Annotated in this window: 12 protein-coding genes, 6 tRNA genes and 6 rRNA genes; 18 read left to right on the forward strand and 6 right to left on the reverse strand. The window is 49.3% G+C overall.

What is annotated here, in order from left to right:
- Positions 1-47 precede the first annotated feature (47 nt).
- Positions 48-1,250, reverse strand: coding sequence for a purine nucleoside transporter PunC (gene punC / locus MKA69_RS04740; RefSeq protein ID WP_142629909.1), 1,203 nt, complete (start codon positions 1,248-1,250; stop codon positions 48-50).
- Between the two features lie 158 nt (positions 1,251-1,408).
- On the opposite strand from punC, the gene punR reads away from it, so the two are divergent.
- Positions 1,409-2,314, forward strand: coding sequence for a DNA-binding transcriptional activator PunR (punR, locus tag MKA69_RS04745; RefSeq protein WP_000491961.1), 906 nt, complete (start codon positions 1,409-1,411; stop codon positions 2,312-2,314).
- Between the two features lie 66 nt (positions 2,315-2,380).
- Here punR and fadA read toward each other — a convergent pair whose 3' ends face one another.
- Together fadA and fadB are read right to left on the reverse strand one after the other, a co-directional pair.
- Positions 2,381-3,544, reverse strand: a complete 1,164-nt coding sequence (gene fadA, locus MKA69_RS04750; protein ID WP_001099264.1) for an acetyl-CoA C-acyltransferase FadA — start codon at positions 3,542-3,544, stop codon at positions 2,381-2,383.
- A 25-nt stretch (positions 3,545-3,569) separates the two neighbouring features.
- Positions 3,570-5,741: a fatty acid oxidation complex subunit alpha FadB gene (gene fadB / locus MKA69_RS04755; protein WP_305847591.1), complete on the reverse strand. Its 2,172-nt coding sequence runs from the start codon at positions 5,739-5,741 to the stop codon at positions 3,570-3,572.
- A 215-nt stretch (positions 5,742-5,956) separates the two neighbouring features.
- On the opposite strand from fadB, the gene MKA69_RS04760 reads away from it, so the two are divergent.
- The 16 genes from MKA69_RS04760 (at position 5,957) to MKA69_RS04835 (ending at position 20,051) form a co-directional block, all read left to right on the forward strand.
- Positions 5,957-6,592: a YigZ family protein gene (locus MKA69_RS04760; protein WP_001913211.1), complete on the forward strand. Its 636-nt coding sequence runs from the start codon at positions 5,957-5,959 to the stop codon at positions 6,590-6,592.
- 19 nt (positions 6,593-6,611) lie between these two features.
- Positions 6,612-8,069: a TrkH family potassium uptake protein gene (locus MKA69_RS04765; protein ID WP_305847592.1), complete on the forward strand. Its 1,458-nt coding sequence runs from the start codon at positions 6,612-6,614 to the stop codon at positions 8,067-8,069.
- 20 nt (positions 8,070-8,089) lie between these two features.
- On the forward strand, positions 8,090-8,614 hold the full coding sequence (hemG, locus tag MKA69_RS04770; protein ID WP_055028246.1) for a menaquinone-dependent protoporphyrinogen IX dehydrogenase: 525 nt from the start codon (positions 8,090-8,092) through the stop codon (positions 8,612-8,614).
- Between the two features lie 147 nt (positions 8,615-8,761).
- Positions 8,762-8,902 (forward strand): hypothetical protein, encoded by a 141-nt coding sequence (locus MKA69_RS04775; protein WP_022577358.1) that lies wholly within the window; start codon positions 8,762-8,764, stop codon positions 8,900-8,902.
- 178 nt (positions 8,903-9,080) lie between these two features.
- A 16S ribosomal RNA gene (locus MKA69_RS04780) occupies positions 9,081-10,623 on the forward strand.
- A 68-nt stretch (positions 10,624-10,691) separates the two neighbouring features.
- A tRNA-Glu gene (locus tag MKA69_RS04785) sits at positions 10,692-10,767 on the forward strand.
- Positions 10,768-10,786: 19 nt separating this feature from the next.
- Positions 10,787-10,862 (forward strand) — tRNA-Lys (locus MKA69_RS04790).
- A gap of 30 nt (positions 10,863-10,892) precedes the next feature.
- Positions 10,893-10,968: transfer RNA gene (locus MKA69_RS04795), tRNA-Val, on the forward strand.
- Positions 10,969-11,310: 342 nt separating this feature from the next.
- Positions 11,311-14,197, forward strand: a 23S ribosomal RNA gene (locus tag MKA69_RS04800).
- Between the two features lie 92 nt (positions 14,198-14,289).
- Positions 14,290-14,405, forward strand: a 5S ribosomal RNA gene (rrf, locus tag MKA69_RS04805).
- 359 nt (positions 14,406-14,764) lie between these two features.
- A 16S ribosomal RNA gene (locus MKA69_RS04810) occupies positions 14,765-16,307 on the forward strand.
- A 62-nt stretch (positions 16,308-16,369) separates the two neighbouring features.
- Positions 16,370-16,446 (forward strand) — tRNA-Ile (locus MKA69_RS04815).
- Positions 16,447-16,454: 8 nt separating this feature from the next.
- Positions 16,455-16,530 (forward strand) — tRNA-Ala (locus tag MKA69_RS04820).
- 288 nt (positions 16,531-16,818) lie between these two features.
- A 23S ribosomal RNA gene (locus MKA69_RS04825) occupies positions 16,819-19,705 on the forward strand.
- 92 nt (positions 19,706-19,797) lie between these two features.
- A 5S ribosomal RNA gene (rrf, locus tag MKA69_RS04830) occupies positions 19,798-19,913 on the forward strand.
- The 16S, 23S and 5S rRNA genes sit together here with 6 tRNA genes alongside, the layout of an rRNA operon.
- A 47-nt stretch (positions 19,914-19,960) precedes the next feature.
- Positions 19,961-20,051, forward strand: a tRNA-Ser gene (locus tag MKA69_RS04835).
- Between the two features lie 112 nt (positions 20,052-20,163).
- Here the strand turns inward: MKA69_RS04835 and ilvY are convergent.
- Entirely contained in the window at positions 20,164-21,060 is an 897-nt protein-coding gene (ilvY, locus tag MKA69_RS04840; RefSeq protein ID WP_305847593.1) for an HTH-type transcriptional activator IlvY, read from the reverse strand.
- 138 nt (positions 21,061-21,198) lie between these two features.
- Between ilvY and ilvC the strand changes: the two genes are divergently transcribed.
- Positions 21,199-22,683: a ketol-acid reductoisomerase gene (ilvC, locus tag MKA69_RS04845; protein ID WP_305847594.1), complete on the forward strand. Its 1,485-nt coding sequence runs from the start codon at positions 21,199-21,201 to the stop codon at positions 22,681-22,683.
- Between the two features lie 139 nt (positions 22,684-22,822).
- On the opposite strand, the gene MKA69_RS04850 is transcribed toward ilvC, so the two are convergent.
- Both MKA69_RS04850 and vexB read right to left on the reverse strand, forming a co-directional pair.
- Complete coding sequence (locus MKA69_RS04850; protein ID WP_000458935.1) at positions 22,823-23,074, reverse strand: accessory factor UbiK family protein; 252 nt, start codon at positions 23,072-23,074, stop codon at positions 22,823-22,825.
- 118 nt (positions 23,075-23,192) lie between these two features.
- Positions 23,193-26,303 (reverse strand): multidrug efflux RND transporter permease subunit VexB, encoded by a 3,111-nt coding sequence (vexB, locus tag MKA69_RS04855; protein ID WP_001212853.1) that lies wholly within the window; start codon positions 26,301-26,303, stop codon positions 23,193-23,195.
- Positions 26,304-26,312: the final 9 nt, after the last annotated feature.

A 26,312-nucleotide genomic window follows, 5' to 3' on the forward strand; every position in this document is an offset into this window, starting at 1 on the left:
AAAAAAGAGCCGCATTCGCGGCTCTTTTTGTATTACTCAAGTACAGTTTATTCGTCACTGACCACGCGAGCATTGTCTGGGGTGGTGAACTGTTCACGTAACTGACGGTTAGAGAGTATGTAACCTATCCACAACCCGCCTGTACACAACACAATCGCAATGCCTGTCACTGGCTGAGCTTGGCTGGCAAGCGCAGCCACTAGGGCGCTGGATAAACTGCTGACACTGATCTGTAAGCTGTTTTGTAATCCGGCAGCGGTTGCTGGGCTTTGCTTAGCACTGGATAAAGCACGGTTAACCACAATCGGGTAAAGCGCACCATTGGCCACCGCAATCAAGCAGAATGGAGCCAAGATTGGCCAAATTGAGCTGAGCGTCCATTGTGAGGCGACAAAAATCATCGCCGCTGACAGGGTAAACAGCGCAATCAACTGTTTGAGCACCAGTTCATCACCGTATTTCTGAACCGCTTTCTTACCTAGGTAGCCACCCACCATAAATGCAATGGTTTGTGGAATAAAGCTCAGGCCAATATCTCGTGCTTGATAGCCAAGCTGCGCCATGATTTCCGGCATCCCGGTCAGGTAGGCAAAAAATGCCGCCGATGCACAAGCAAACATCAGCACATTGCCGAGATAGGTTTTGCTTTTCAGTAAACCTTTAATATCTTGCGCGATAGAAGTGGTTTTTGGCTCAGCAATTTCATTGGTTTGTAAGCCCGTACTCACCACCAACACAATACCCATCAAGGTTAAAGTCAAAAAGATGCTGTGCCAGCCAAAGTAATCTGCCAGCAGTACACCCAGTTGCGGTGCTAGTGCTGGAGAGAGCGCTACCAGTGGCATGATGGTCGCAAACAGCTGTTGGCTGACTGAGCTTGGGTAACGCTTGATCACCATCGCCTGCCAAATGACCGCAGGCGCGCACACCCCAATCGCTTGGATAAAACGCAGCAGTAGCAGTTGCCATACCGTTGAGCTAAACGCGAGTCCGGCAGAGGCGAGGGTAAAAACGAGTAAGCCAGCAATCAGCGTATTACGATGGCCAAATTTGTCGGAAGCTAAGCCCCACAGTAATTGACCAAGCGCCATCCCTACCAAGAACACCGTCAGTGATAGAGCGATTTGTTCAGGGCCGGTCGCAAAAGCGGTTTCCATCATTTTAAACGCAGGCAGATACATGTCGGTGGCAATAAAACCGAGCATGGAGAGTGCCGAAAGGTAAACCAACTGGAAGAAAGATACTTTCATTTTTTCATGTCCATCAAAATTATTCACACATGTTTTTTTCAGTATCCGTTGGCGCCAACCAGGATTTTTCTGTAGTTACATTCTAGTTTTGTCTTGTGATGAAGAGAAACGGCAAATTTTTCGGTTATCATGCAAAAAAATTGATAGGTAGGTGAGTGATGTTTTCCAAATCCTCTTTGGAGATGTTGGATGCCGTAGCGCGTTTAGGCAGTTTTACTGCGGCAGCAGAGGTGCTGCACAAAGTGCCTTCGGCGATCAGCTACAGTGTGCGCCAAATAGAGAGTGAACTGGGTGTGGTGCTGTTTCGCCGTTTACCGCGTAAGGTCGAGCTAACCCCGGCTGGTGAGCTGTTTATGCTTGAGGCAAGGCAGTTACTGCGCCAGATGGAGGAGATCCGCGCGCAAACTAAACGTGCTGCGCATGGTTGGCGTAAAACCTTGAAAGTGACACTCGATAACGTAGTCAAGCTGGATAAGATGAAGCCGATGGTGGAAGCCTTCTACCAAACCTTTGATTTCGCCGAGCTACAGATCAACATGGAAGTGTTCAACGGCTCGTGGGAAGCGATTGCACAAGGCCGCGCCGATATCGTGATTGGCGCAACGGCAGCAGTACCAGTGGGTGGCGATTTTGAAGTGCGCGATATGGGTATTCTTGACTGGGCATTTGTGATGTCACCCAATCACCCCTGCGTGCGCGAGCAGAATTTGAGTGAAGAGTTTATCAGCCAGTTTTTAGCCATCTGTTTGGACGATACCTCAAGCGTATTACCCAAACGCCATACTGAACATTACCCTAAACAGCGCCGTTTGCTATTGCCAAACTGGTACAGCGCGATTGAAAGTTTAAAAAGTGGACTCGGGGTCGGCTATATGCCAAGGCATATGGCGCAGCCGCTACTGGCCAGCGGTCAGTTGGTGGAGAAGGTACTGCCCGATGAAAAACTGCTTAGCCACTGCTGCCTAGTGTGGCGCAAAGACGATAATCATAAATTGATTGAGTGGATGGTGAATTATCTGGGCAGTAGCGATCAACTTTACAGTGATTGGCTACAAGCTAAATAACCTAATAACAAGAGCCAGCGTTGCTGGCTCTTAAACGACGCTTCAGTGATAGACAAAACGGAAGGGTTATGGGCGCTCAAAAATGGTCGCGATACCCTGACCTAAGCCGATACACATGGTAGCAAGGCCATATTTTGCATCTTTGGCTTCCATCAAATTGATCAGCGTGGTTGAGATACGTGTACCCGAGCAACCCAGTGGATGACCGAGCGCTATCGCGCCGCCATTGAGGTTGACCTTGTCATCCATCATCTCCAGTAAGCCTAAGTCTTTAGCGCAAGGTAGAGATTGCGCGGCAAACGCTTCGTTCAATTCCACCACATCCATATCCTGCATGGTTAAGCCCGCACGTTGCAGCGCTTTATGGGTCGCAGGTACTGGGCCGTAACCCATGATCGAAGGATCGCAACCAGCCACGGCCATCGCTTTAATGCGAGCGCGAATGGTTAAACCGAGTGCTTTGGCTTTCTGTTCACTCATCACCAACATCGCTGAAGCACCATCCGAAAGTGCCGAAGAGGTTCCCGCGGTCACGGTACCGTTGGCCGGATCGAACACGGGACGTAGTTCAGCTAATCCCGCCACAGTGGTTTCTGGGCGGATCACTTCATCGTAATCGAGGGTGAACAGCGTACCATCGGCAGCATGCCCCTCGGTGGGCAGAATCTCGTTTTTAAAGCGACCTTCTAATGTTGCTGCATGAGCACGCGCATGAGAGCGCGCAGCGAACTCATCTTGCTGCTGACGGCTAATGCCATGCAGTTTGCCGAGCATCTCTGCGGTCAGTCCCATCATTCCCGCTGCTTTGGCCACGTTCTTAGACAGGCCCGGATGGAAATCAACGCCGTGAGTCATTGGCACGTGGCCCATGTGCTCAACGCCTCCCACTAAACAGATCTCTGCATCGCCAACCATGATTGCGCGCGCCGCATCATGCAGCGCTTGCATGGACGATCCACACAAACGGTTGACGGTGACTGCCCCAATCTCAATTGGCAGACCCGCAAGCAGCGCTGCGTTACGCGCAACGTTAAAGCCTTGTTCAAGGGTTTGCTGCACACAGCCCCAATAAATGTCTTCAATCTCTTTTGGATTGACCTGTGGGTTGCGCGCCAGAATGCCCTTCATCAAATGTGCTGAAAGATCTTCCGCACGTTGGTGGCGAAACGCACCGCCTTTGGAGCGTCCCATCGGAGTACGTAGGCAATCAACAATCACTACTGTATTCATTTTGTTATTCCTTTTCTAAACCGATTTACAGGGCACTGGCTTGCTGAGCGCTGTAGAAAGATGTTCCTTGTTGCGCCATGTTCTTCAGCAGTTGCGGTACTTGATAGAGCGCGCCGAGGTCAGCGTATTTTTCCGCCATAGCCACATAGTTAGCGATGCCTATGGTATCTAGGTAACGGAATACACCACCACGGAACGGAGGGAAGCCAAGACCGTACACCAACGCCATGTCAGCTTCTTGCGCGGAGGCGATGATCCCTTCTTCAAGACAGAGCACCACTTCATTAATCATCGGAATCATGGTTCGTTCGATAATGGTTTGTGGGTCAAAGCTTTGTGGTGCGCCGCATACAGGCGCGAGAATGGCGAGCACTTCATCGCTGAAGGATTTTTTCGGTTTGCCTTTTTTATCTACTGTGTACTGATAGAAGCCGCTGCCATTTTTCTGGCCAAATTTTTTCGCTTCGTACAGGGTATCAATCGCTTCTCGGCCAGATTTGGCCATGCGAGTTGGGAAGCCTTCCGCCATCACTGCCTGAGCATGGTGTGCAGTATCAATGCCGACCACATCAAGCAAATACGCTGGGCCCATTGGCCAGCCGAATTGACGCTCCATCACTTTGTCGATTTCGGTGAAGTTCGCGCCATCACGCATCAGCAGACTAAAGCCCGCAAAGTAAGGGAACAGCACGCGGTTAACGAAGAATCCTGGGCAGTCATTGACCACAATCGGTGATTTGCCCATTTTCGCCGCATAAGCAACCACTCGGTTGATGGTGTCTTCTGAGGTGTGTTCACCACGGATGATTTCCACCAAAGGCATGCGATGCACAGGGTTAAAAAAGTGCATGCCACAGAAATTCTGTGGGCGCTTGAGTGATTTAGCGAGGAGATTAATTGGAATGGTCGAGGTGTTGGAGGTCAGAATCGTCTCTGCGTCGATCAATCCTTCCACTTCGCTGAGTACCGCGGCTTTCACTTTCGGGTTTTCAACCACGGCTTCGACAATTACATCGGCTTGATCAATCCCTGCGTAATGCAGAGAAGGGGTGATGGAAGCCAGAATGCCAGCCATTTTGAAACCATCGATCTTGCCGCGCTCTAACTGTTTGTTGAGGAGCTTGGCCGCTTCGGTCATGCCCAGTTCTAAAGAGTGTGGTGCGATGTCTTTCATCAGCACAGGTACGCCTTTGAGAGCCGATTGATACGCGATGCCCCCACCCATAATGCCCGCGCCGAGCACGGCGGCGTGTGTGGTATCTTGGCTCGCGGCTTTTGCCGATTGTTTGGCTAGGCCTTTGATGTATTGATCATTGAGGAAAATACCAACTAGCGCTTGCGCTTCGGTAGATTTTGCGAGCTTGATGAAGTGTTTGCGCTCGATATCTAGCGCAGTATCGCGTGATAAACGCGCCGCTTCTTCAATGGCGACGACCGCGGTCATTGGTGCTGGGTAGTGTTTGCCTGCCACCTGAGCCACCAAACCTTTCGCCATAGTAAAGCTCATCATGGCTTCCAGTTTGCTTAAGGTCAGTGCTGAGGTTTTCTGCTGGCGGCGTTTTTGCCAATCCAACTTCTCTTCAATCGCTTGGCTTAACGTGGTGATCGCAGAGTCGATCAGCTTATCACTATCGACAATCGCATCCAGTAATCCCACTTTTAACGCTTCTTCCGCGCGGCACGCTTTACCTTGGGTGATGATTTCCATCGCGCTGTCTGCGCCAATCAAACGAGGTAGGCGCACCGTTCCGCCAAATCCCGGCATGATGCCCAGTTTGGTTTCAGGCAAGCCAATGCTGGTGGTGGCATCACCGATCCGAAAATCGGTGGCGAGTACACACTCACAGCCGCCGCCAAGTGTGTGGCCTTTTAACGCTGACAAGGTCGGGAAAGGTAAGTCTTCCAGCTTGTTAAAAATGCGATTGGCAAACTGCAACCACTCATCCAACTCCGCTTCTGGTTTGGCAAATAGCCCCAGAAATTCGGTGATATCAGCGCCGACGATAAAAGCCTCTTTATCTGAGCTAAGCAGGAGGCCTTTGACACTGGGATCCGCGGCGAGCGCATCTAACGCTTTATCGAGTGACTCCAGAGTGTGTAGATCGAGTTTGTTAACGGAAGCGGGAGCGCAAAAGGACAGCTCGGCAATTCCATTAGCGAGTTGGTTTACCTGTAGGGTTTTGGCTTGGTAAATCATTGTCTATCTCCGTGACATACAATCGGTGATTGCGTGTGAGAGCGGTTATTGTTGTTAATTCTGGTTTGACCAGTTGATTCAGTGTGAACTGGAGAATGGCGAATTTCAATACATTTTTTAAACAAGTGTTTAACATTGTGCGCTATCGCTGAGAGTCGTTATTTCAAATGCATATCGTGCTAGACTGTGCCACTTTATTTTTGAGTGCTCGAATCATGAATCTTCAGCCGTATCTCATTCCTGCTGAATCCACTCAGTTTGAAGAAGAGATCAAAAAAAGCGTCTTTATTACGTATCTGGCCCACACTCCGGGAGTCGACTCAGCGAAAGCGTTTGTTGAAGAAATAAAGCACCGTCATGCAGATGCTCGGCATCATTGCTGGGCGTTTGTGGCTGGGAGGCCGCAAGATTCTCGTTTGTGGGGATTTAGTGATGATGGTGAGCCATCGGGTACTGCGGGCAAACCCATCTTGGCTCAACTGAGTGGTAGTGGGATTGGTGAGATCACCGCGGTGGTTACGCGTTATTATGGTGGTGTGCTGTTAGGTACTGGGGGGTTAGTAAAAGCCTATGGTGGTGGAGTGCAGCAAGCCCTCAAGCAACTTCAAACTATTGAGAAAAAAATCACCACATTAGTGTACCTAACGCTAGACTACGCCATGATTCCATTACTCCATTCTTTGATGGCGCAATTTTCAGCCACGGAAAGGGAGGCTCACTATAATGAACAAGTACAATTGGTCGTGGAATTGGAAGCATTGCAATGTGATGCTTTCCTACAAGCCGTGATCAATAAAAGTGGCGCAAAAATACAGGTGAGCAGCTCACCAGAACACACTGTCAGAACTTAGCGAGTCAGCACAAACCATAATGCAATTTCGTTCAATTATTCGTATTGTCGGGCTTCTGCTCGCTCTATTTAGCGTTTCTATGCTTGCGCCTGCGTTGGTGGCTTTAATCTACCGCGATGGGGCGGGTGTGCCGTTTGTCTCAACCTTTTTTGTGCTGCTGCTGTGTGGCGGCTTATTCTGGTTTCCGAACCGCCACCACAAACATGAACTGAAAGCGCGAGATGGCTTTTTAATCGTTGTATTGTTCTGGACAGTAATCGGCAGTGCGGGTTCATTGCCTTTTCTACTCGCAGCTGATCCCAATATCTCAGTCACCGATGCCTTTTTCGAATCCTTTTCAGCGTTAACGACTACGGGTGCTACCGTGATTGTCGGCTTAGATGAACTCCCCAAAGCAATCCTCTTCTATCGCCAATTTTTGCAATGGTTTGGTGGGATGGGGATCATCGTACTCGCAGTAGCCATTTTGCCGGTACTTGGCATCGGTGGTATGCAGTTATATCGAGCTGAAATCCCAGGACCAGTCAAAGACACCAAAGTCACCCCACGTATTGCAGAAACCGCAAAAGCACTTTGGTACATCTATTTAAGCTTAACCATTGCATGTGCCGCCGCTTTTTGGCTGGCAGGCATGACCCTGTTTGATGCCATCTGTCATAGCTTCTCGACTATCGCCATTGGTGGCTTCTCTACCCATGATGCCAGTATGGGCTATTTCGACAGTTACGCGATTAACCTGATTACCGTCGTATTCCTGCTGATTTCTTCGTGTAACTTCACTTTGCACTACGCTGCTTTTGCTACAGGTGGAGTGCATCCTAAATATTATTGGCGCGATCCTGAGTTTCGTGCTTTCTGCGCGATTCAAACTCTGCTGTTTGTTGTCTGCTTTGCGGTTTTGTTGAAACATCACTCTTATGACAGTTTTTACCAAGCGTTTGACCAAGCGCTGTTCCAAACCGTATCCATTTCGACCACGGCAGGGTTTACCACAACGGGATTTTCGGACTGGCCGATCTTCTTACCGGTGTTATTACTCTTCTCCTCTTTTATAGGAGGATGTGCGGGCTCCACTGGTGGCGGTATGAAAGTGATCCGTGTGTTGTTGTTGACTCTACAAGGAGCGAGGGAAATGAAACGCCTCGTTCACCCACGCGCCATCTACCCGATTAAATTAGGTGGTAGAGCACTCTCGCAGCGCGTGGTGGATGCGGTATGGGGGTTCTTCTCCGCTTATGCGTTAGTGTTTGTGGTTTGCATGCTCGCATTAATCGCTACAGGGATGGATGAGCTCAGTGCATTTTCGGCGGTTGCCGCCACACTCAATAACTTGGGGCCGGGGCTTGGGGAAGTTGCGGTGCACTTTGCGGATGTGAATGACAAAGCTAAGTGGATTTTGATTGCCTCCATGCTGTTTGGTCGCTTAGAAATATTTACTTTATTGATTCTGCTTACGCCGACATTCTGGCGTAGCTAATAGTTGTGAGGAAAGCGCTAGTGAAAGCACTACTTTTGTATTCAAGCCAAGAAGGGCAGACACGGAAAATTATCGAACGTATTGCACAACAGATGCCTGAATATGATTGTGACATCCAAGATCTGCATCAGGTCAATACGATAGCGTTGGCGGATTACGACAAAATTCTGATTGGTGCATCCATTCGTTATGGCCGCCTCAATGAAAAGCTCTATCAATTTATTCAACGTCATGTCACGGCGCTGGCTAATAGCAAAGCTGCTTTCTTCTGCGTCAATCTCACTGCGAGAAAAGAAGAGCAAGGAAAAGATACACCAGAAGGGAGTGTCTATATTCAAACCTTCTTGAAAAAGTCACCTTGGCAGCCTGAGAGAATCGCTGTCTTTGCTGGAGCTCTGTATTACCCGCGCTACCGTTGGTTCGATAAAATGATGATACGTTTCATTATGACGTTAACGGGTGGAGAAACGGATACCAGTAAAGAAGTGGAGTACACTAACTGGAATAAAGTCTCTCAATTTGCCGAACAATTCCGCAATTGGTAGAGAAAACCATCACTTTTAGGCCTTGGTGACTCTTTTTTCATCGAACAGTGAAAAAAGACGAAAAAAAATGAAAAAAACACTTGTCAGTGTGAAGTAGATCTCTATAATGCGCCCTCACTGACACGGCAGACGCAACAAGCGTTAGCAGTGATTCAGTTCGGTATTTTAGGTGGCGAAATCGCCAACGAAAATAAACTGAAAAAAGTGTTTGACACGACAGTTTATCTCGCTAAAATGGCCGCCTCTTCTGAAGCAGACTGCCAAGAAGAACGCTCTTTAACAATATAAACCAATCAATCTGTGTGGGCACTCGTTGATGATAATCAAAAAAGATTTATCAATGAACTGAGTGACCATTTGAATGAGCAATCATTCAGCACAGTCAATTCAACATTACTTCGCTTTTTATTAAGCAAAGAATGTAATCAGTATTCATTGAGCCGAAGCGAAAGCTTCACAAAACTTTTAATTGAAGAGTTTGATCATGGCTCAGATTGAACGCTGGCGGCAGGCCTAACACATGCAAGTCGAGCGGCAGCACAGAGGAACTTGTTCCTTGGGTGGCGAGCGGCGGACGGGTGAGTAATGCCTGGGAAATTGCCCGGTAGAGGGGGATAACCATTGGAAACGATGGCTAATACCGCATAACCTCGTAAGAGCAAAGCAGGGGACCTTCGGGCCTTGCGCTACCGGATATGCCCAGGTGGGATTAGCTAGTTGGTGAGGTAAGGGCTCACCAAGGCGACGATCCCTAGCTGGTCTGAGAGGATGATCAGCCACACTGGAACTGAGACACGGTCCAGACTCCTACGGGAGGCAGCAGTGGGGAATATTGCACAATGGGCGCAAGCCTGATGCAGCCATGCCGCGTGTATGAAGAAGGCCTTCGGGTTGTAAAGTACTTTCAGTAGGGAGGAAGGTGGTTAAGCTAATACCTTAATCATTTGACGTTACCTACAGAAGAAGCACCGGCTAACTCCGTGCCAGCAGCCGCGGTAATACGGAGGGTGCAAGCGTTAATCGGAATTACTGGGCGTAAAGCGCATGCAGGTGGTTTGTTAAGTCAGATGTGAAAGCCCTGGGCTCAACCTAGGAATCGCATTTGAAACTGACAAGCTAGAGTACTGTAGAGGGGGGTAGAATTTCAGGTGTAGCGGTGAAATGCGTAGAGATCTGAAGGAATACCGGTGGCGAAGGCGGCCCCCTGGACAGATACTGACACTCAGATGCGAAAGCGTGGGGAGCAAACAGGATTAGATACCCTGGTAGTCCACGCCGTAAACGATGTCTACTTGGAGGTTGTGACCTAGAGTCGTGGCTTTCGGAGCTAACGCGTTAAGTAGACCGCCTGGGGAGTACGGTCGCAAGATTAAAACTCAAATGAATTGACGGGGGCCCGCACAAGCGGTGGAGCATGTGGTTTAATTCGATGCAACGCGAAGAACCTTACCTACTCTTGACATCCTCAGAAGAGACTGGAGACAGTCTTGTGCCTTCGGGAACTGAGAGACAGGTGCTGCATGGCTGTCGTCAGCTCGTGTTGTGAAATGTTGGGTTAAGTCCCGCAACGAGCGCAACCCTTATCCTTGTTTGCCAGCACATAATGGTGGGAACTCCAGGGAGACTGCCGGTGATAAACCGGAGGAAGGTGGGGACGACGTCAAGTCATCATGGCCCTTACGAGTAGGGCTACACACGTGCTACAATGGCGTATACAGAGGGCAGCGATACCGCGAGGTGGAGCGAATCTCACAAAGTACGTCGTAGTCCGGATTGGAGTCTGCAACTCGACTCCATGAAGTCGGAATCGCTAGTAATCGCAAATCAGAATGTTGCGGTGAATACGTTCCCGGGCCTTGTACACACCGCCCGTCACACCATGGGAGTGGGCTGCAAAAGAAGCAGGTAGTTTAACCTTCGGGAGGACGCTTGCCACTTTGTGGTTCATGACTGGGGTGAAGTCGTAACAAGGTAGCGCTAGGGGAACCTGGCGCTGGATCACCTCCTTACACGATGGTTATCGTGATGAGTGTCCACACAGATTGATTCGGTTTAGATTAGAGAAGAGTATCTTAGTGTCCCGTTCGTCTAGAGGCCTAGGACACCGCCCTTTCACGGCGGTAACAGGGGTTCGACTCCCCTACGGGATACCACTTCCGTTGCGAAGTTAGGGGGTCGTTAGCTCAGTCGGTAGAGCAGTTGACTTTTAATCAATTGGTCGCAGGTTCGAATCCTGCACGACCCACCATTTCCTTCCTCCACAGGAAGTAAAACATGTGGGCGATTAGCTCAGTTGGGAGAGCACCTGCCTTACAAGCAGGGGGTCACTGGTTCGAACCCGGTATCGCCCACCACTCTTTAAGTATTTTTGGAATGAACTTCCAAACCACCAAAAACTGTGTGGTTCGGATTTTTGACGCCGAAAGTCTTTAAAAAGTGGCTCTTAGTAATAAGAAGTACTTTGCTCTTTAACAATTTGGAAAGCTGACAAAACAACAATTTATTGTTGTTTGTAAAGTTCTCAATGTTTATCGAAAGATAAACACCAACAACACATTCAAGTGTGCTTGGTATCGAATAAGACTTCGGTCTTGTTCAAATTTGAGTCCGGCAAAATCTGTCTCGCACTCATGTAAATTAAACGCGAGACAACTTAGGTTGTTTAAACAACAACCCGAAACTCCTTCGGGTTGTATGGTTAAGTGACTAAGCGTACACGGTGGATGCCTGGGCAGTCAGAGGCGATGAAGGACGTACTAACTTGCGATAAGCGCAGATAAGGCAGTAAGAGCCGTTTGAGTCTGCGATTTCCGAATGGGGAAACCCAACTGCATAAGCAGTTACTGTTAACTGAATACATAGGTTAACAGAGCAAACCGGGGGAACTGAAACATCTAAGTACCCCGAGGAGAAGAAATCAACCGAGATTCCGGTAGTAGCGGCGAGCGAACCTGGATTAGCCCTTAAGCACTCGGTGAAGTAGGTGAACAAGCTGGAAAGCTTGGCGATACAGGGTGATAGCCCCGTAACCGACGCTTCATCGAGCGTGAAATCGAGTAGGGCGGGACACGTGATATCCTGTCTGAATATGGGGGGACCATCCTCCAAGGCTAAATACTCCTGACTGACCGATAGTGAACCAGTACCGTGAGGGAAAGGCGAAAAGAACCCCTGTGAGGGGAGTGAAATAGAACCTGAAACCGTGTACGTACAAGCAGTAGGAGCACCTTCGTGGTGTGACTGCGTACCTTTTGTATAATGGGTCAGCGACTTATATTCAGTGGCAAGGTTAACCGTATAGGGGAGCCGTAGCGAAAGCGAGTCTTAACTGGGCGTTCAGTCTCTGGATATAGACCCGAAACCGGGTGATCTAGCCATGGGCAGGTTGAAGGTTGAGTAACATCAACTGGAGGACCGAACCGACTAATGTTGAAAAATTAGCGGATGACTTGTGGCTAGGGGTGAAAGGCCAATCAAACTCGGAGATAGCTGGTTCTCCCCGAAAGCTATTTAGGTAGCGCCTCGGACGAATACTACTGGGGGTAGAGCACTGTTAAGGCTAGGGGGTCATCCCGACTTACCAACCCTTTGCAAACTCCGAATACCAGTAAGTACTATCCGGGAGACACACGGCGGGTGCTAACGTCCGTCGTGGAGAGGGAAACAACCCAGACCGCCAGCTAAGGTCCCAAAGTATTGCTAAGTGGGAAACGATGTGGGAAGGCTCAGACAGCTAGGATGTTGGCTTAGAAGCAGCCATCATTTAAAGAAAGCGTAATAGCTCACTAGTCGAGTCGGCCTGCGCGGAAGATGTAACGGGGCTAAGCAATACACCGAAGCTGCGGCAATGTCTTTTAGACATTGGGTAGGGGAGCGTTCTGTAAGCCGTTGAAGGTGAATCGTAAGGTTTGCTGGAGGTATCAGAAGTGCGAATGCTGACATGAGTAACGACAAAGGGGGTGAAAAACCTCCTCGCCGGAAGACCAAGGGTTCCTGTCCAACGTTAATCGGGGCAGGGTGAGTCGACCCCTAAGGTGAGGCCGAAAGGCGTAATCGATGGGAAACGGGTTAATATTCCCGTACTTCTGACTATTGCGATGGGGGGACGGAGAAGGCTAGGTGGGCCAGGCGACGGTTGTCCTGGTTCAAGTGCGTAGGCTTGAGAGTTAGGTAAATCCGGCTCTTTCTAAGGCTGAGACACGACGTCGAGCTACTACGGTAGTGAAGTCATTGATGCCATGCTTCCAGGAAAAGCCTCTAAGCTTCAGATAGTCAGGAATCGTACCCCAAACCGACACAGGTGGTCGGGTAGAGAATACCAAGGCGCTTGAGAGAACTCGGGTGAAGGAACTAGGCAAAATGGTACCGTAACTTCGGGAGAAGGTACGCTCTTGACGGTGAAGTCCCTCGCGGATGGAGCTGATGAGAGTCGCAGATACCAGGTGGCTGCAACTGTTTATTAAAAACACAGCACTGTGCAAAATCGCAAGATGACGTATACGGTGTGACGCCTGCCCGGTGCCGGAAGGTTAATTGATGGGGTTAGCGTAAGCGAAGCTCTTGATCGAAGCCCCGGTAAACGGCGGCCGTAACTATAACGGTCCTAAGGTAGCGAAATTCCTTGTCGGGTAAGTTCCGACCTGCACGAATGGCGTAATGATGGCCACGCTGTCTCCACCCGAGACTCAGTGAAATTGAAATCGCTGTGAAGATGCAGTGTACCCGCGGCTAGACGGAAAGACCCCGTGAACCTTTACTACAGCTTGGCACTGAACATTGAACCTACATGTGTAGGATAGGTGGGAGGCTATGAAGACGTGACGCCAGTTGCGTTGGAGCCGTCCTTGAAATACCACCCTTGTATGTTTGATGTTCTAACTTAGACCCATTATCTGGGTTGAGGACAGTGCCTGGTGGGTAGTTTGACTGGGGCGGTCTCCTCCCAAAGAGTAACGGAGGAGCACGAAGGTGGGCTAATCACGGTTGGACATCGTGAGGTTAGTGCAATGGCATAAGCCCGCTTAACTGCGAGAATGACGGTTCGAGCAGGTGCGAAAGCAGGTCATAGTGATCCGGTGGTTCTGTATGGAAGGGCCATCGCTCAACGGATAAAAGGTACTCCGGGGATAACAGGCTGATACCGCCCAAGAGTTCATATCGACGGCGGTGTTTGGCACCTCGATGTCGGCTCATCACATCCTGGGGCTGAAGTCGGTCCCAAGGGTATGGCTGTTCGCCATTTAAAGTGGTACGCGAGCTGGGTTTAGAACGTCGTGAGACAGTTCGGTCCCTATCTGCCGTGGGCGTTGGAAGATTGAAGGGGGCTGCTCCTAGTACGAGAGGACCGGAGTGGACGAACCTCTGGTGTTCGGGTTGTGTCGCCAGACGCATTGCCCGGTAGCTAAGTTCGGAATCGATAACCGCTGAAAGCATCTAAGCGGGAAGCGAGCCCTGAGATGAGTCTTCCCTGACAGTTTAACTGTCCTAAAGGGTTGTTCGAGACTAGAACGTTGATAGGCAGGGTGTGTAAGCGTTGTGAGGCGTTGAGCTAACCTGTACTAATTGCCCGTGAGGCTTAACCATACAACACCCAAGGGGTTTTGTAGTGGACTCAAAGCTAAGCGCATAAGAATGTGTGTGAGAACGAAAACAGCTTTCCGAATTTTAAAATTTTGCTTGGCGACCATAGCGTTTTGGACCCACCTGACTCCATCCCGAACTCAGAAGTGAAACGAAACAGCGTCGATGGTAGTGTGGGGTTTCCCCATGTGAGAGTAGAACATCGCCAGGCTCCTATTTATTTTCACTTTTTAAAAGTGAAGACAAAAGGTCCGACTGGTCTAGTAATAGACGAGTCACCATAAAGTTCTAAAAATTTTAGAGTTTTATGTTGACTTTCAAAGTGGGAAGCGTATTATACGCACCTCGCTGACGTGCTAAAGCACTGAAAGCCAAGCTCTTTAACAATATAAACCAATCAATCTGTGTGGGCACTCGTTGATGATAATCAAAAAAGATTTATCAATGAACTGAGTGACCATTTGAATGAGCAATCATTCAGCACAGTCAATTCAACATTACTTCGCTTTTTATTAAGCAAAGAATGTAATCAGTATTCATTGAGCCGAAGCGAAAGCTTCAAAAAACTTTTAATTGAAGAGTTTGATCATGGCTCAGATTGAACGCTGGCGGCAGGCCTAACACATGCAAGTCGAGCGGCAGCACAGAGGAACTTGTTCCTTGGGTGGCGAGCGGCGGACGGGTGAGTAATGCCTGGGAAATTGCCCGGTAGAGGGGGATAACCATTGGAAACGATGGCTAATACCGCATAACCTCGCAAGAGCAAAGCAGGGGACCTTCGGGCCTTGCGCTACCGGATATGCCCAGGTGGGATTAGCTAGTTGGTGAGGTAAGGGCTCACCAAGGCGACGATCCCTAGCTGGTCTGAGAGGATGATCAGCCACACTGGAACTGAGACACGGTCCAGACTCCTACGGGAGGCAGCAGTGGGGAATATTGCACAATGGGCGCAAGCCTGATGCAGCCATGCCGCGTGTATGAAGAAGGCCTTCGGGTTGTAAAGTACTTTCAGTAGGGAGGAAGGTGGTTAAGCTAATACCTTAATCATTTGACGTTACCTACAGAAGAAGCACCGGCTAACTCCGTGCCAGCAGCCGCGGTAATACGGAGGGTGCAAGCGTTAATCGGAATTACTGGGCGTAAAGCGCATGCAGGTGGTTTGTTAAGTCAGATGTGAAAGCCCTGGGCTCAACCTAGGAATCGCATTTGAAACTGACAAGCTAGAGTACTGTAGAGGGGGGTAGAATTTCAGGTGTAGCGGTGAAATGCGTAGAGATCTGAAGGAATACCGGTGGCGAAGGCGGCCCCCTGGACAGATACTGACACTCAGATGCGAAAGCGTGGGGAGCAAACAGGATTAGATACCCTGGTAGTCCACGCCGTAAACGATGTCTACTTGGAGGTTGTGACCTAGAGTCGTGGCTTTCGGAGCTAACGCGTTAAGTAGACCGCCTGGGGAGTACGGTCGCAAGATTAAAACTCAAATGAATTGACGGGGGCCCGCACAAGCGGTGGAGCATGTGGTTTAATTCGATGCAACGCGAAGAACCTTACCTACTCTTGACATCCAGAGAATCTAGCGGAGACGCTGGAGTGCCTTCGGGAGCTCTGAGACAGGTGCTGCATGGCTGTCGTCAGCTCGTGTTGTGAAATGTTGGGTTAAGTCCCGCAACGAGCGCAACCCTTATCCTTGTTTGCCAGCACGTAATGGTGGGAACTCCAGGGAGACTGCCGGTGATAAACCGGAGGAAGGTGGGGACGACGTCAAGTCATCATGGCCCTTACGAGTAGGGCTACACACGTGCTACAATGGCGTATACAGAGGGCAGCGATACCGCGAGGTGGAGCGAATCTCACAAAGTACGTCGTAGTCCGGATTGGAGTCTGCAACTCGACTCCATGAAGTCGGAATCGCTAGTAATCGCAAATCAGAATGTTGCGGTGAATACGTTCCCGGGCCTTGTACACACCGCCCGTCACACCATGGGAGTGGGCTGCAAAAGAAGCAGGTAGTTTAACCTTCGGGAGGACGCTTGCCACTTTGTGGTTCATGACTGGGGTGAAGTCGTAACAAGGTAGCGCTAGGGGAACCTGGCGCTGGATCACCTCCTTACACGATGATTATCGTGATGAGTGTCCACACAGATTGATTCGGTTTAGATTTGAGCATTAAGTGGGTCTGTAGCTCAGGTGGTTAGAGCGTACGCCTGATAAGCGTAAGGTCGGTGGTTCGAGTCCACTCAGACCCACCACTAACGATGGGGTTATAGCTCAGCTGGGAGAGCGCCTGCCTTGCACGCAGGAGGTCTGCGGTTCGATCCCGCATAACTCCACCATCTTTAAGCATTTTCGCTGAGAATGTTTAAAAATGGTTTTCATCAGAAAATCTTGCTCTTTAACAATTTGGAAAGCTGACAAAACAACAATGTATTGTTGTTTGTAAAGTTCTCAATGTTTATCGAAAGATAAACACCAACAACACATTCAAGTGTGCTTGGTATCGAATAAGGCTTCGGTCTTGTTCAAAATTTGAGTCCGGCAAAATCTGTCTCGCACTCATGTAAATTAAACGCGAGACAACTTAGGTTGTTTAAACAACAATCCGAAACTCCTTCGGGTTGTATGGTTAAGTGACTAAGCGTACACGGTGGATGCCTGGGCAGTCAGAGGCGATGAAGGACGTACTAACTTGCGATAAGCGCAGATAAGGCAGTAAGAGCCGTTTGAGTCTGCGATTTCCGAATGGGGAAACCCAACTGCATAAGCAGTTACTGTTAACTGAATACATAGGTTAACAGAGCAAACCGGGGGAACTGAAACATCTAAGTACCCCGAGGAGAAGAAATCAACCGAGATTCCGGTAGTAGCGGCGAGCGAACCTGGATTAGCCCTTAAGCACTCGGTGAAGTAGGTGAACAAGCTGGAAAGCTTGGCGATACAGGGTGATAGCCCCGTAACCGACGCTTCATCGAGCGTGAAATCGAGTAGGGCGGGACACGTGATATCCTGTCTGAATATGGGGGGACCATCCTCCAAGGCTAAATACTCCTGACTGACCGATAGTGAACCAGTACCGTGAGGGAAAGGCGAAAAGAACCCCTGTGAGGGGAGTGAAATAGAACCTGAAACCGTGTACGTACAAGCAGTAGGAGCACCTTCGTGGTGTGACTGCGTACCTTTTGTATAATGGGTCAGCGACTTATATTCAGTGGCAAGGTTAACCGTATAGGGGAGCCGTAGCGAAAGCGAGTCTTAACTGGGCGCTCAGTCTCTGGATATAGACCCGAAACCGGGTGATCTAGCCATGGGCAGGTTGAAGGTTGAGTAACATCAACTGGAGGACCGAACCGACTAATGTTGAAAAATTAGCGGATGACTTGTGGCTAGGGGTGAAAGGCCAATCAAACTCGGAGATAGCTGGTTCTCCCCGAAAGCTATTTAGGTAGCGCCTCGGACGAATACTACTGGGGGTAGAGCACTGTTAAGGCTAGGGGGTCATCCCGACTTACCAACCCTTTGCAAACTCCGAATACCAGTAAGTACTATCCGGGAGACACACGGCGGGTGCTAACGTCCGTCGTGGAGAGGGAAACAACCCAGACCGCCAGCTAAGGTCCCAAAGTATTGCTAAGTGGGAAACGATGTGGGAAGGCTCAGACAGCTAGGATGTTGGCTTAGAAGCAGCCATCATTTAAAGAAAGCGTAATAGCTCACTAGTCGAGTCGGCCTGCGCGGAAGATGTAACGGGGCTAAGCAATACACCGAAGCTGCGGCAATGTCTTTTAGACATTGGGTAGGGGAGCGTTCTGTAAGCCGTTGAAGGTGAATCGTAAGGTTTGCTGGAGGTATCAGAAGTGCGAATGCTGACATGAGTAACGACAAGGGGGGTGAAAAACCTCCCCGCCGGAAGACCAAGGGTTCCTGTCCAACGTTAATCGGGGCAGGGTGAGTCGACCCCTAAGGTGAGGCCGAAAGGCGTAATCGATGGGAAACGGGTTAATATTCCCGTACTTCTGACTATTGCGATGGGGGGACGGAGAAGGCTAGGTGGGCCAGGCGACGGTTGTCCTGGTTCAAGTGCGTAGGCTTGAGAGTTAGGTAAATCCGGCTCTCTTTAAGGCTGAGACACGACGTCGAGCTGCTACGGCAGTGAAGTCATTGATGCCATGCTTCCAGGAAAAGCCTCTAAGCTTCAGATAGTCAGGAATCGTACCCCAAACCGACACAGGTGGTCGGGTAGAGAATACCAAGGCGCTTGAGAGAACTCGGGTGAAGGAACTAGGCAAAATGGTACCGTAACTTCGGGAGAAGGTACGCTCTTGATGGTGAAGTCCCTCGCGGATGGAGCTGACGAGAGTCGCAGATACCAGGTGGCTGCAACTGTTTATTAAAAACACAGCACTGTGCAAAATCGCAAGATGACGTATACGGTGTGACGCCTGCCCGGTGCCGGAAGGTTAATTGATGGGGTTAGCGCAAGCGAAGCTCTTGATCGAAGCCCCGGTAAACGGCGGCCGTAACTATAACGGTCCTAAGGTAGCGAAATTCCTTGTCGGGTAAGTTCCGACCTGCACGAATGGCGTAATGATGGCCACGCTGTCTCCACCCGAGACTCAGTGAAATTGAAATCGCTGTGAAGATGCAGTGTACCCGCGGCTAGACGGAAAGACCCCGTGAACCTTTACTACAGCTTGGCACTGAACATTGAACCTACATGTGTAGGATAGGTGGGAGGCTATGAAGACGTGACGCCAGTTGCGTTGGAGCCGTCCTTGAAATACCACCCTTGTATGTTTGATGTTCTAACTTAGACCCATTATCTGGGTTGAGGACAGTGCCTGGTGGGTAGTTTGACTGGGGCGGTCTCCTCCCAAAGAGTAACGGAGGAGCACGAAGGTGGGCTAATCACGGTTGGACATCGTGAGGTTAGTGCAATGGCATAAGCCCGCTTAACTGCGAGAATGACGGTTCGAGCAGGTGCGAAAGCAGGTCATAGTGATCCGGTGGTTCTGTATGGAAGGGCCATCGCTCAACGGATAAAAGGTACTCCGGGGATAACAGGCTGATACCGCCCAAGAGTTCATATCGACGGCGGTGTTTGGCACCTCGATGTCGGCTCATCACATCCTGGGGCTGAAGTCGGTCCCAAGGGTATGGCTGTTCGCCATTTAAAGTGGTACGCGAGCTGGGTTTAGAACGTCGTGAGACAGTTCGGTCCCTATCTGCCGTGGGCGTTGGAAGATTGAAGGGGGCTGCTCCTAGTACGAGAGGACCGGAGTGGACGAACCTCTGGTGTTCGGGTTGTGTCGCCAGACGCATTGCCCGGTAGCTAAGTTCGGAATCGATAACCGCTGAAAGCATCTAAGCGGGAAGCGAGCCCTGAGATGAGTCTTCCCTGACAGTTTAACTGTCCTAAAGGGTTGTTCGAGACTAGAACGTTGATAGGCAGGGTGTGTAAGCGTTGTGAGGCGTTGAGCTAACCTGTACTAATTGCCCGTGAGGCTTAACCATACAACACCCAAGGGGTTTTGTAGTGGACTCAGAGCTGAGCGCATAAGAATGTGTGTGAGAACGAAAACAGCTTTCCAGATTTTAAAATTTTGCTTGGCGACCATAGCGTTTTGGACCCACCTGACTCCATCCCGAACTCAGAAGTGAAACGAAACAGCGTCGATGGTAGTGTGGGGTTTCCCCATGTGAGAGTAGAACATCGCCAGGCTTTTAATCTCGCTGATAGTGTCACCACACTATTAGCACACAATTTGCGGAGAGATGGCTGAGTGGTTGAAAGCACCGGTCTTGAAAACCGGCGATGGTTAATAGCTATCCTAGGGTTCAAATCCCTATCTCTCCGCCACTATTAAGAAAGGCCGCTGATAATTCAGCGGCCTTTTTGCATTCTTACTGTTTTGATTTTTGACGAATAGGCTATCGATAAACAGTGAAATAGCCCATACGTCAGACGTGCTTTATTTATCAATGACACTTTTCTTGGCGGAAACGACCCGCCACAGCGCTTGGACAAGCGGATTATCTAATTGTGAACGTTTACAGCAAACACCAAGCATGAAGGGTTTGATGGGCGTAAAGCTTAAACGCTGAATCTTGTCACGCACTGGGCTGTTGTTGATGACCACATCGGGTGCAATACCCACACCACATCCTAGAGCGACTAAACTGACAATCGCTTCATGTCCTGCGATCTGAGCGTAGATATTGGGTTTTATCTTCATTTGCTTAAACCAGGTATTGGCTCTATCGCGTGCAGTTCCGGACTCTGGAACAATAAACGGTATTTGATTCCAATCAGGCTGCTCTTTTTGTAACTCATCGATAAAACTGCTGATCCCAAGCGGTGCGATGACGGAGAGAGGTATTTCGCTTATTGTGGCGAACTCAATACGGCTAGGTAGCTGTTCTGGCATGGCTGATATCGCAATATCCGCTTCGTCTTGTAGGATTTTATCGATCGCTTGCGCCGGATCGCCAGTCAGTAATTTGAATTCTATATATGGGTGTTTTAGACGAAATGCGCTGAGGAGTTCTGGTAGGTGGCTATAGCTTGCGGTAACCGAGCAAAACAGCTTTATCTCTCCACGCAGCTCTTGGCTGTGGTCATTGAGTTCTGTTGTCAGTTGTCGCCAATCGTGAATGATGCGTGCCGCAACGGGTAACAATTGGTGGGCTGCGGGTGTTAATTCGACACTGCGATTATCGCGCAGAAATAGCGTGTGGCCTAAGTCCTGCTCAAGTTTCTGTATCTGCCTACTGAGTGCAGACGGACTAAGATGCATTGCAGAGGCGGTTTTACTGAAGTTTTTACAGTCGCATAGATGGATGAATGTCTGCAAGGTTTTGATGTTCACTAAATGGCCCCATGTTGCATTTGTTGCAATAACTAGTTGTGAATATATCACTTTGCGCAATTTTGTCTCTGGCTTAGTATGAGTTTATTCGGTCATATCGCACCGACTTAACGGAATCACTTATTAAGGAGCACCCACATGGCGAATTATTTCAATACGCTCAACTTGCGTGAACAGTTGGATCAACTTGGTCGCTGCCGTTTTATGGCACGTGAAGAGTTTGCAACCGAAGCTGACTACCTAAAAGGTAAGAAAGTGGTGATCGTGGGCTGTGGTGCTCAAGGCTTGAACCAAGGTCTAAACATGCGTGATTCTGGTTTAGATGTCTCTTACGCTTTGCGTCAGGCTGCGATTGATGAACAGCGTCAGTCATTCAAAAACGCGAAAAACAATGGTTTTAACGTGGGTAGTTACGAGCAACTTATCCCAACAGCAGATTTAGTCGTTAACCTCACTCCCGATAAGCAGCACACCAGTGTAGTGAATGCGGTGATGCCCCTGATGAAGCAAGGTGCAGCGCTAGGTTATTCGCACGGTTTTAATATCGTTGAAGAAGGCATGCAGATCCGTAAAGACATCACGGTTGTGATGGTGGCACCAAAATGTCCGGGTACGGAAGTTCGCGAAGAGTATAAGCGTGGTTTTGGCGTTCCAACTCTTATCGCGGTACACCCTGAAAACGATCCGCAAGGTGAAGGCTGGGAAATTGCGAAAGCATGGGCAGCGGCAACAGGTGGCCATCGCGCTGGCTGTTTGGCTTCTTCTTTCGTGGCGGAAGTGAAATCTGACTTGATGGGTGAGCAAACCATTCTATGCGGTATGCTGCAAGCCGGCTCTATCGTTTGTTACGAGAAGATGGTCGCTGATGGCATCGATCCTGGTTATGCAGGTAAACTTCTGCAATTTGGTTGGGAAACGGTGACGGAAGCACTGAAGTTTGGCGGCATCACGCACATGATGGATCGTCTGTCTAACCCAGCTAAAATCAAAGCGTTTGAGCTGTCTGAAGAGTTGAAAGATCTGATGCGTCCTCTGTACAACAAGCATATGGATGACATCATCTCTGGCTACTTCTCAAGCACCATGATGGCTGACTGGGCGAATGATGATAAAGATCTGTTTGGCTGGCGTGCAGAAACCGCTGAAACTGCCTTTGAGAATTACCCTACAACCGACGTAAAAATTGCTGAGCAAGAATACTTTGATAACGGTATTTTGATGATTGCGATGGTGCGTGCTGGGGTTGAGTTGGCGTTTGAAGCGATGACGGCTTCAGGCATCATCGATGAGTCGGCTTACTATGAATCACTGCACGAACTTCCACTGATTGCCAATACGGTAGCACGTAAGCGTCTGTATGAAATGAACGTGGTAATTTCTGACACGGCTGAGTACGGTAACTATCTGTTTGCCAATGTGGCAGTTCCGCTACTGCGTGAAAAGTTCATGCCGAAAGTCGGCACCGATGTGATTGGTAAAGGTTTGGGCGCTATGTCTAACCAAGTGGATAACGCGACACTGATCGAAGTGAACAGCATCATCCGCAATCATCCAGTCGAATACATTGGTGAAGAGCTGCGTGGTTACATGAAAGATATGAAGCGTATCGCGGTGGGCGACTAATCCCCAAATTGATTTTCCAAAGTAAACACAACAACACACTATAATAAAAACCAAGAAGGCTTAGTCATTTGACTAAGCCTTTCTTTATTGGGTCACTAAGCAACGGAGCACTTACGTGTTTAGTGTATGACTCTAGTGCTTATTTATCGGCTAACTTGGCTTCGAGTTCGGCCATCTTCTGTTCTAATTCAGTCAGCTTCTGGCGAGTACGTAATAAAACTTGGGTCTGCACATCAAACTCTTCACGGCTCACCACATCCAGTTTGTTGAGCTGGCCTTGAATGACTTGACGTACTTTTTGCTCTACATCCGCACCCAATTCTTTGACAGGTTGTGGCATAGCCTCATGGATTTGCTTGGCGATTTGCTCAAGTTTTTTTGCATCAAACATAGTGATTACTCCTGTTAAGTTGCCAACATTCTATGCAATTCATCGGATGATGTCGTTAGATGAGGTAATAAAAAAGGCCATCGAGATGGCCTTTTGTGATGGAGTTTGATCGCTGGGATTACAGTTGACGATGAGCGGCTTTCGCTTCATCAATACGTGCCAACTTCTCCAGATCTTTGTCTTCAACAAACACCGGCAGCGGTTTGTGTTTCTCTGCGAGATAGCTGTAAATCACAGGCAATACAAACAGAGTAAACAGTGTGCCGATTGCCAAACCAGAAACGATAACGATACCGATACTGAAGCGCTGTGCTGCACCCGCCCCTGTTGCGTACATCAGAGGGATGAGGCCTGCGATCATTGCGGCTGTCGTCATCAGGATTGGGCGTAAACGCACTTTCGCTGCGTGCATGACGGCATCGATTCGGCTGAGTTTGTTGTGTAGCTGCTCTTCTTTAGCCACTTCACAAATCAAAATACCGTGTTTGGTGATAAGACCCACGAGGGTGATCAGACCTACTTGTGAGTAGATGTTCATCGTCGCGGTTCCCCATGCCAGTGCGATCAACGCACCACAAATCGCCAATGGTACAGAGACCATGATAACCAATGGATCTTTGAGAGATTCAAACTGAATCGCCAGAACCAAGAAGATGATCGCCAATGCTAGACCGAACGTCGCATACAATGCGCTACCTTCGGTTACGTATTGACGAGCTTCACCCATGTAATCATGGTTGTAGCCTTTAGGCAGTTTGCTGCTCGCCAAGTTTTCAAACCAGTTAATCGCATCACCCATTGCAGTGCCTGGTGAAGGTACTGCACCAACGGTGGCGGAGTTTAGCTGGTTGAAGTGTGGTAGAGAGCGAGGCTCAGCCACGACATCAATCGTGATCAGGCTGCCGAGTGGAATCACGTTTCCATCCGCAGCACGAACATAGTAATTGTTCATGGATTGCGGATTGAGACGCCATTTACGTTCTACTTGTGGGATCACTTCGTAAGAACGGCCATTGAGGTCGATACGGTTGACATAACCGTCGGCCATCATGGTGCTGAGTGTGATACCAATGTCTTGCATGGTCACGCCATAAGCACCGGCTTTGTCCTTATCGATATTGATCTTCATCGTTGCCGAATCGAAGTTGAGGTCAAGATCCGAGTAAACGAACATCGGGCTTGATTTTACTTCGGTCAGAATATCGGTCGCGATCGTAAACAGGCTTTCAAAGCTGTTTGGCGTAGTGATGACAAACTGAATTGGTAGACCTGAACCTGCACCAGGGAGCTCTGGCATTTGGAAGGCGGTTACCGCCATACCAGGGATCTCTTTTACCAAGGTGCCTACACGGTTAGTCACATCCGCTTGGCTTGCTTCACGCTGACTCCATGGCACCATTGACGCAATACCAAATGCCTGATTCGAGCTAGGTACACCGGTAAACACCTGAGCAAATTGTACTTCTGGCTGATCAGACAGAATTTTATTCACATCATCCATCGTATTCGCCAGATAATCGAGGTTTGCATTCGATGGGCCGGTACCCATCAACATGACCACCCCTTTATCTTCCGAAGGTGCCAGTTCACTTGGGATGAACTTGAACAGCATTGGTAAGCTAGCAAATACGATAAATGCAAAGGCAATGACCACAGGACGATGCGCCATCACCGCACCGAGCATACGCTCATAGCGTGCTGTCATGCGATCTAGCAAATGATGCACTTTCAGTTCAAATTTGTTTGGCGCTTCATTCGCCTTGAGCATTTTTGAACACATCATTGGAGACAAGGTCAGTGCGATGATGCCAGAGACAAATACCGAACCAGCCAGTGTCAACGCAAACTCTTTGAATAGAGCACCAGTAATCCCTCCCATCAACGCGATTGGAGCATATACCGCACCTAGGGTGAGCGTCATCGCAATAACAGGGATGGCAATTTCACGGGTACCAATGATCGCCGCACGGAAAGGGGATTCCCCTTCTTTGATGTGACGGTCAACGTTTTCCAGAACCACGATCGCATCGTCTACTACCAGACCGATCGCAAGCACCATTGCTAGCAGAGTCATCAGGTTCCAAGAGAAGCCCATCATCTGCATCACCATCGCGACACCAATCAGTGAAAGCGGGATGGTGACAATTGGGATGAGTACGGCACGCAGTGAACCCAAGAACAGAGTGATGACCACGAGAACGATCAGCGCCGCTTCTACGATGGTTTTAATAACCTCGTGGATGGACTCATTGATCGCAACTGTGGAGTCATAAAGCACGTTCATTTTGATGTTGCTTGGCATGTTTTTCTGCAGTTCAGGCAGCATGTCGAGCACATCTTTCGCAATGTTGATTGGGTTGGCACTTGGCGCCGCATTGATTGCAGCAACCACCGCTTCACGGCCGTTAGCACTCGCACGATAAGTATCATGGCTCTTCGCTAGCGTCACTTTAGCAATATCACCCAGACGAGTTACATTACCTTTCTCGGCTTTAACCACCAGATTTTCTAGCTCTTCAACGGTCGATACCTGAGTATCGGCACTGCCGTTGTAGAGCACGAATTCACCGATTGCTTGACCGGTAGCCGACTGATAGTTGTTGGCATTCAGAATGCTCATCACATCAGCTGCGGAGAGGTTTAGCGCTGCCATTTTGGCAGGATCTAACCATACGCGCAGAGCGTATTTCATACCACCGTACAGATCGATACTGGATACACCATTGACAGCGTAAAGCTGTGGATTAACCACTCGCTCTAAGTAGTCGGTGATTTGGCTAGAAGCCAATTCTTCACTGGTAAAACCAATGTACAGTACCGCGGTCGTTGAACCTGTCGACATAGTCACGGTTGGGTCTTCCGACTCTTTCGGTAGCTGTGAACGAACAGAGTTGGTTTTCGCCAATACATCCGACAACGCCGCATTAGGATCGGTGTTGAGCTTCATGGTTACCGTAATCGTCGAGCGACCGAGAACCGACTGCGATGTCATGAAATCAATGTTATCGGCTTGTGCGACCGCTTGTTCTAGCGGTTGGGTAATAAAGCCTTGGATCAGATCAGCACTGGCACCGTAATAGCCAGTACTCACCGTAATCACGGTATTGGTCATTTCAGGGTATTCACGCACCTGCATTTTGAAGATCGCTTGCAAACCAAGCAGTACGATCAAAAAGCTGATGGATACCGCTAAAACTGGACGTTTTATAAAAACATCAGTAAAGCGCATGATGCCTCC

It is taken from the genome of Vibrio sp. AH4, from assembly GCF_030710545.1.
Classification (GTDB): domain Bacteria; phylum Pseudomonadota; class Gammaproteobacteria; order Enterobacterales; family Vibrionaceae; genus Vibrio; species Vibrio metoecus.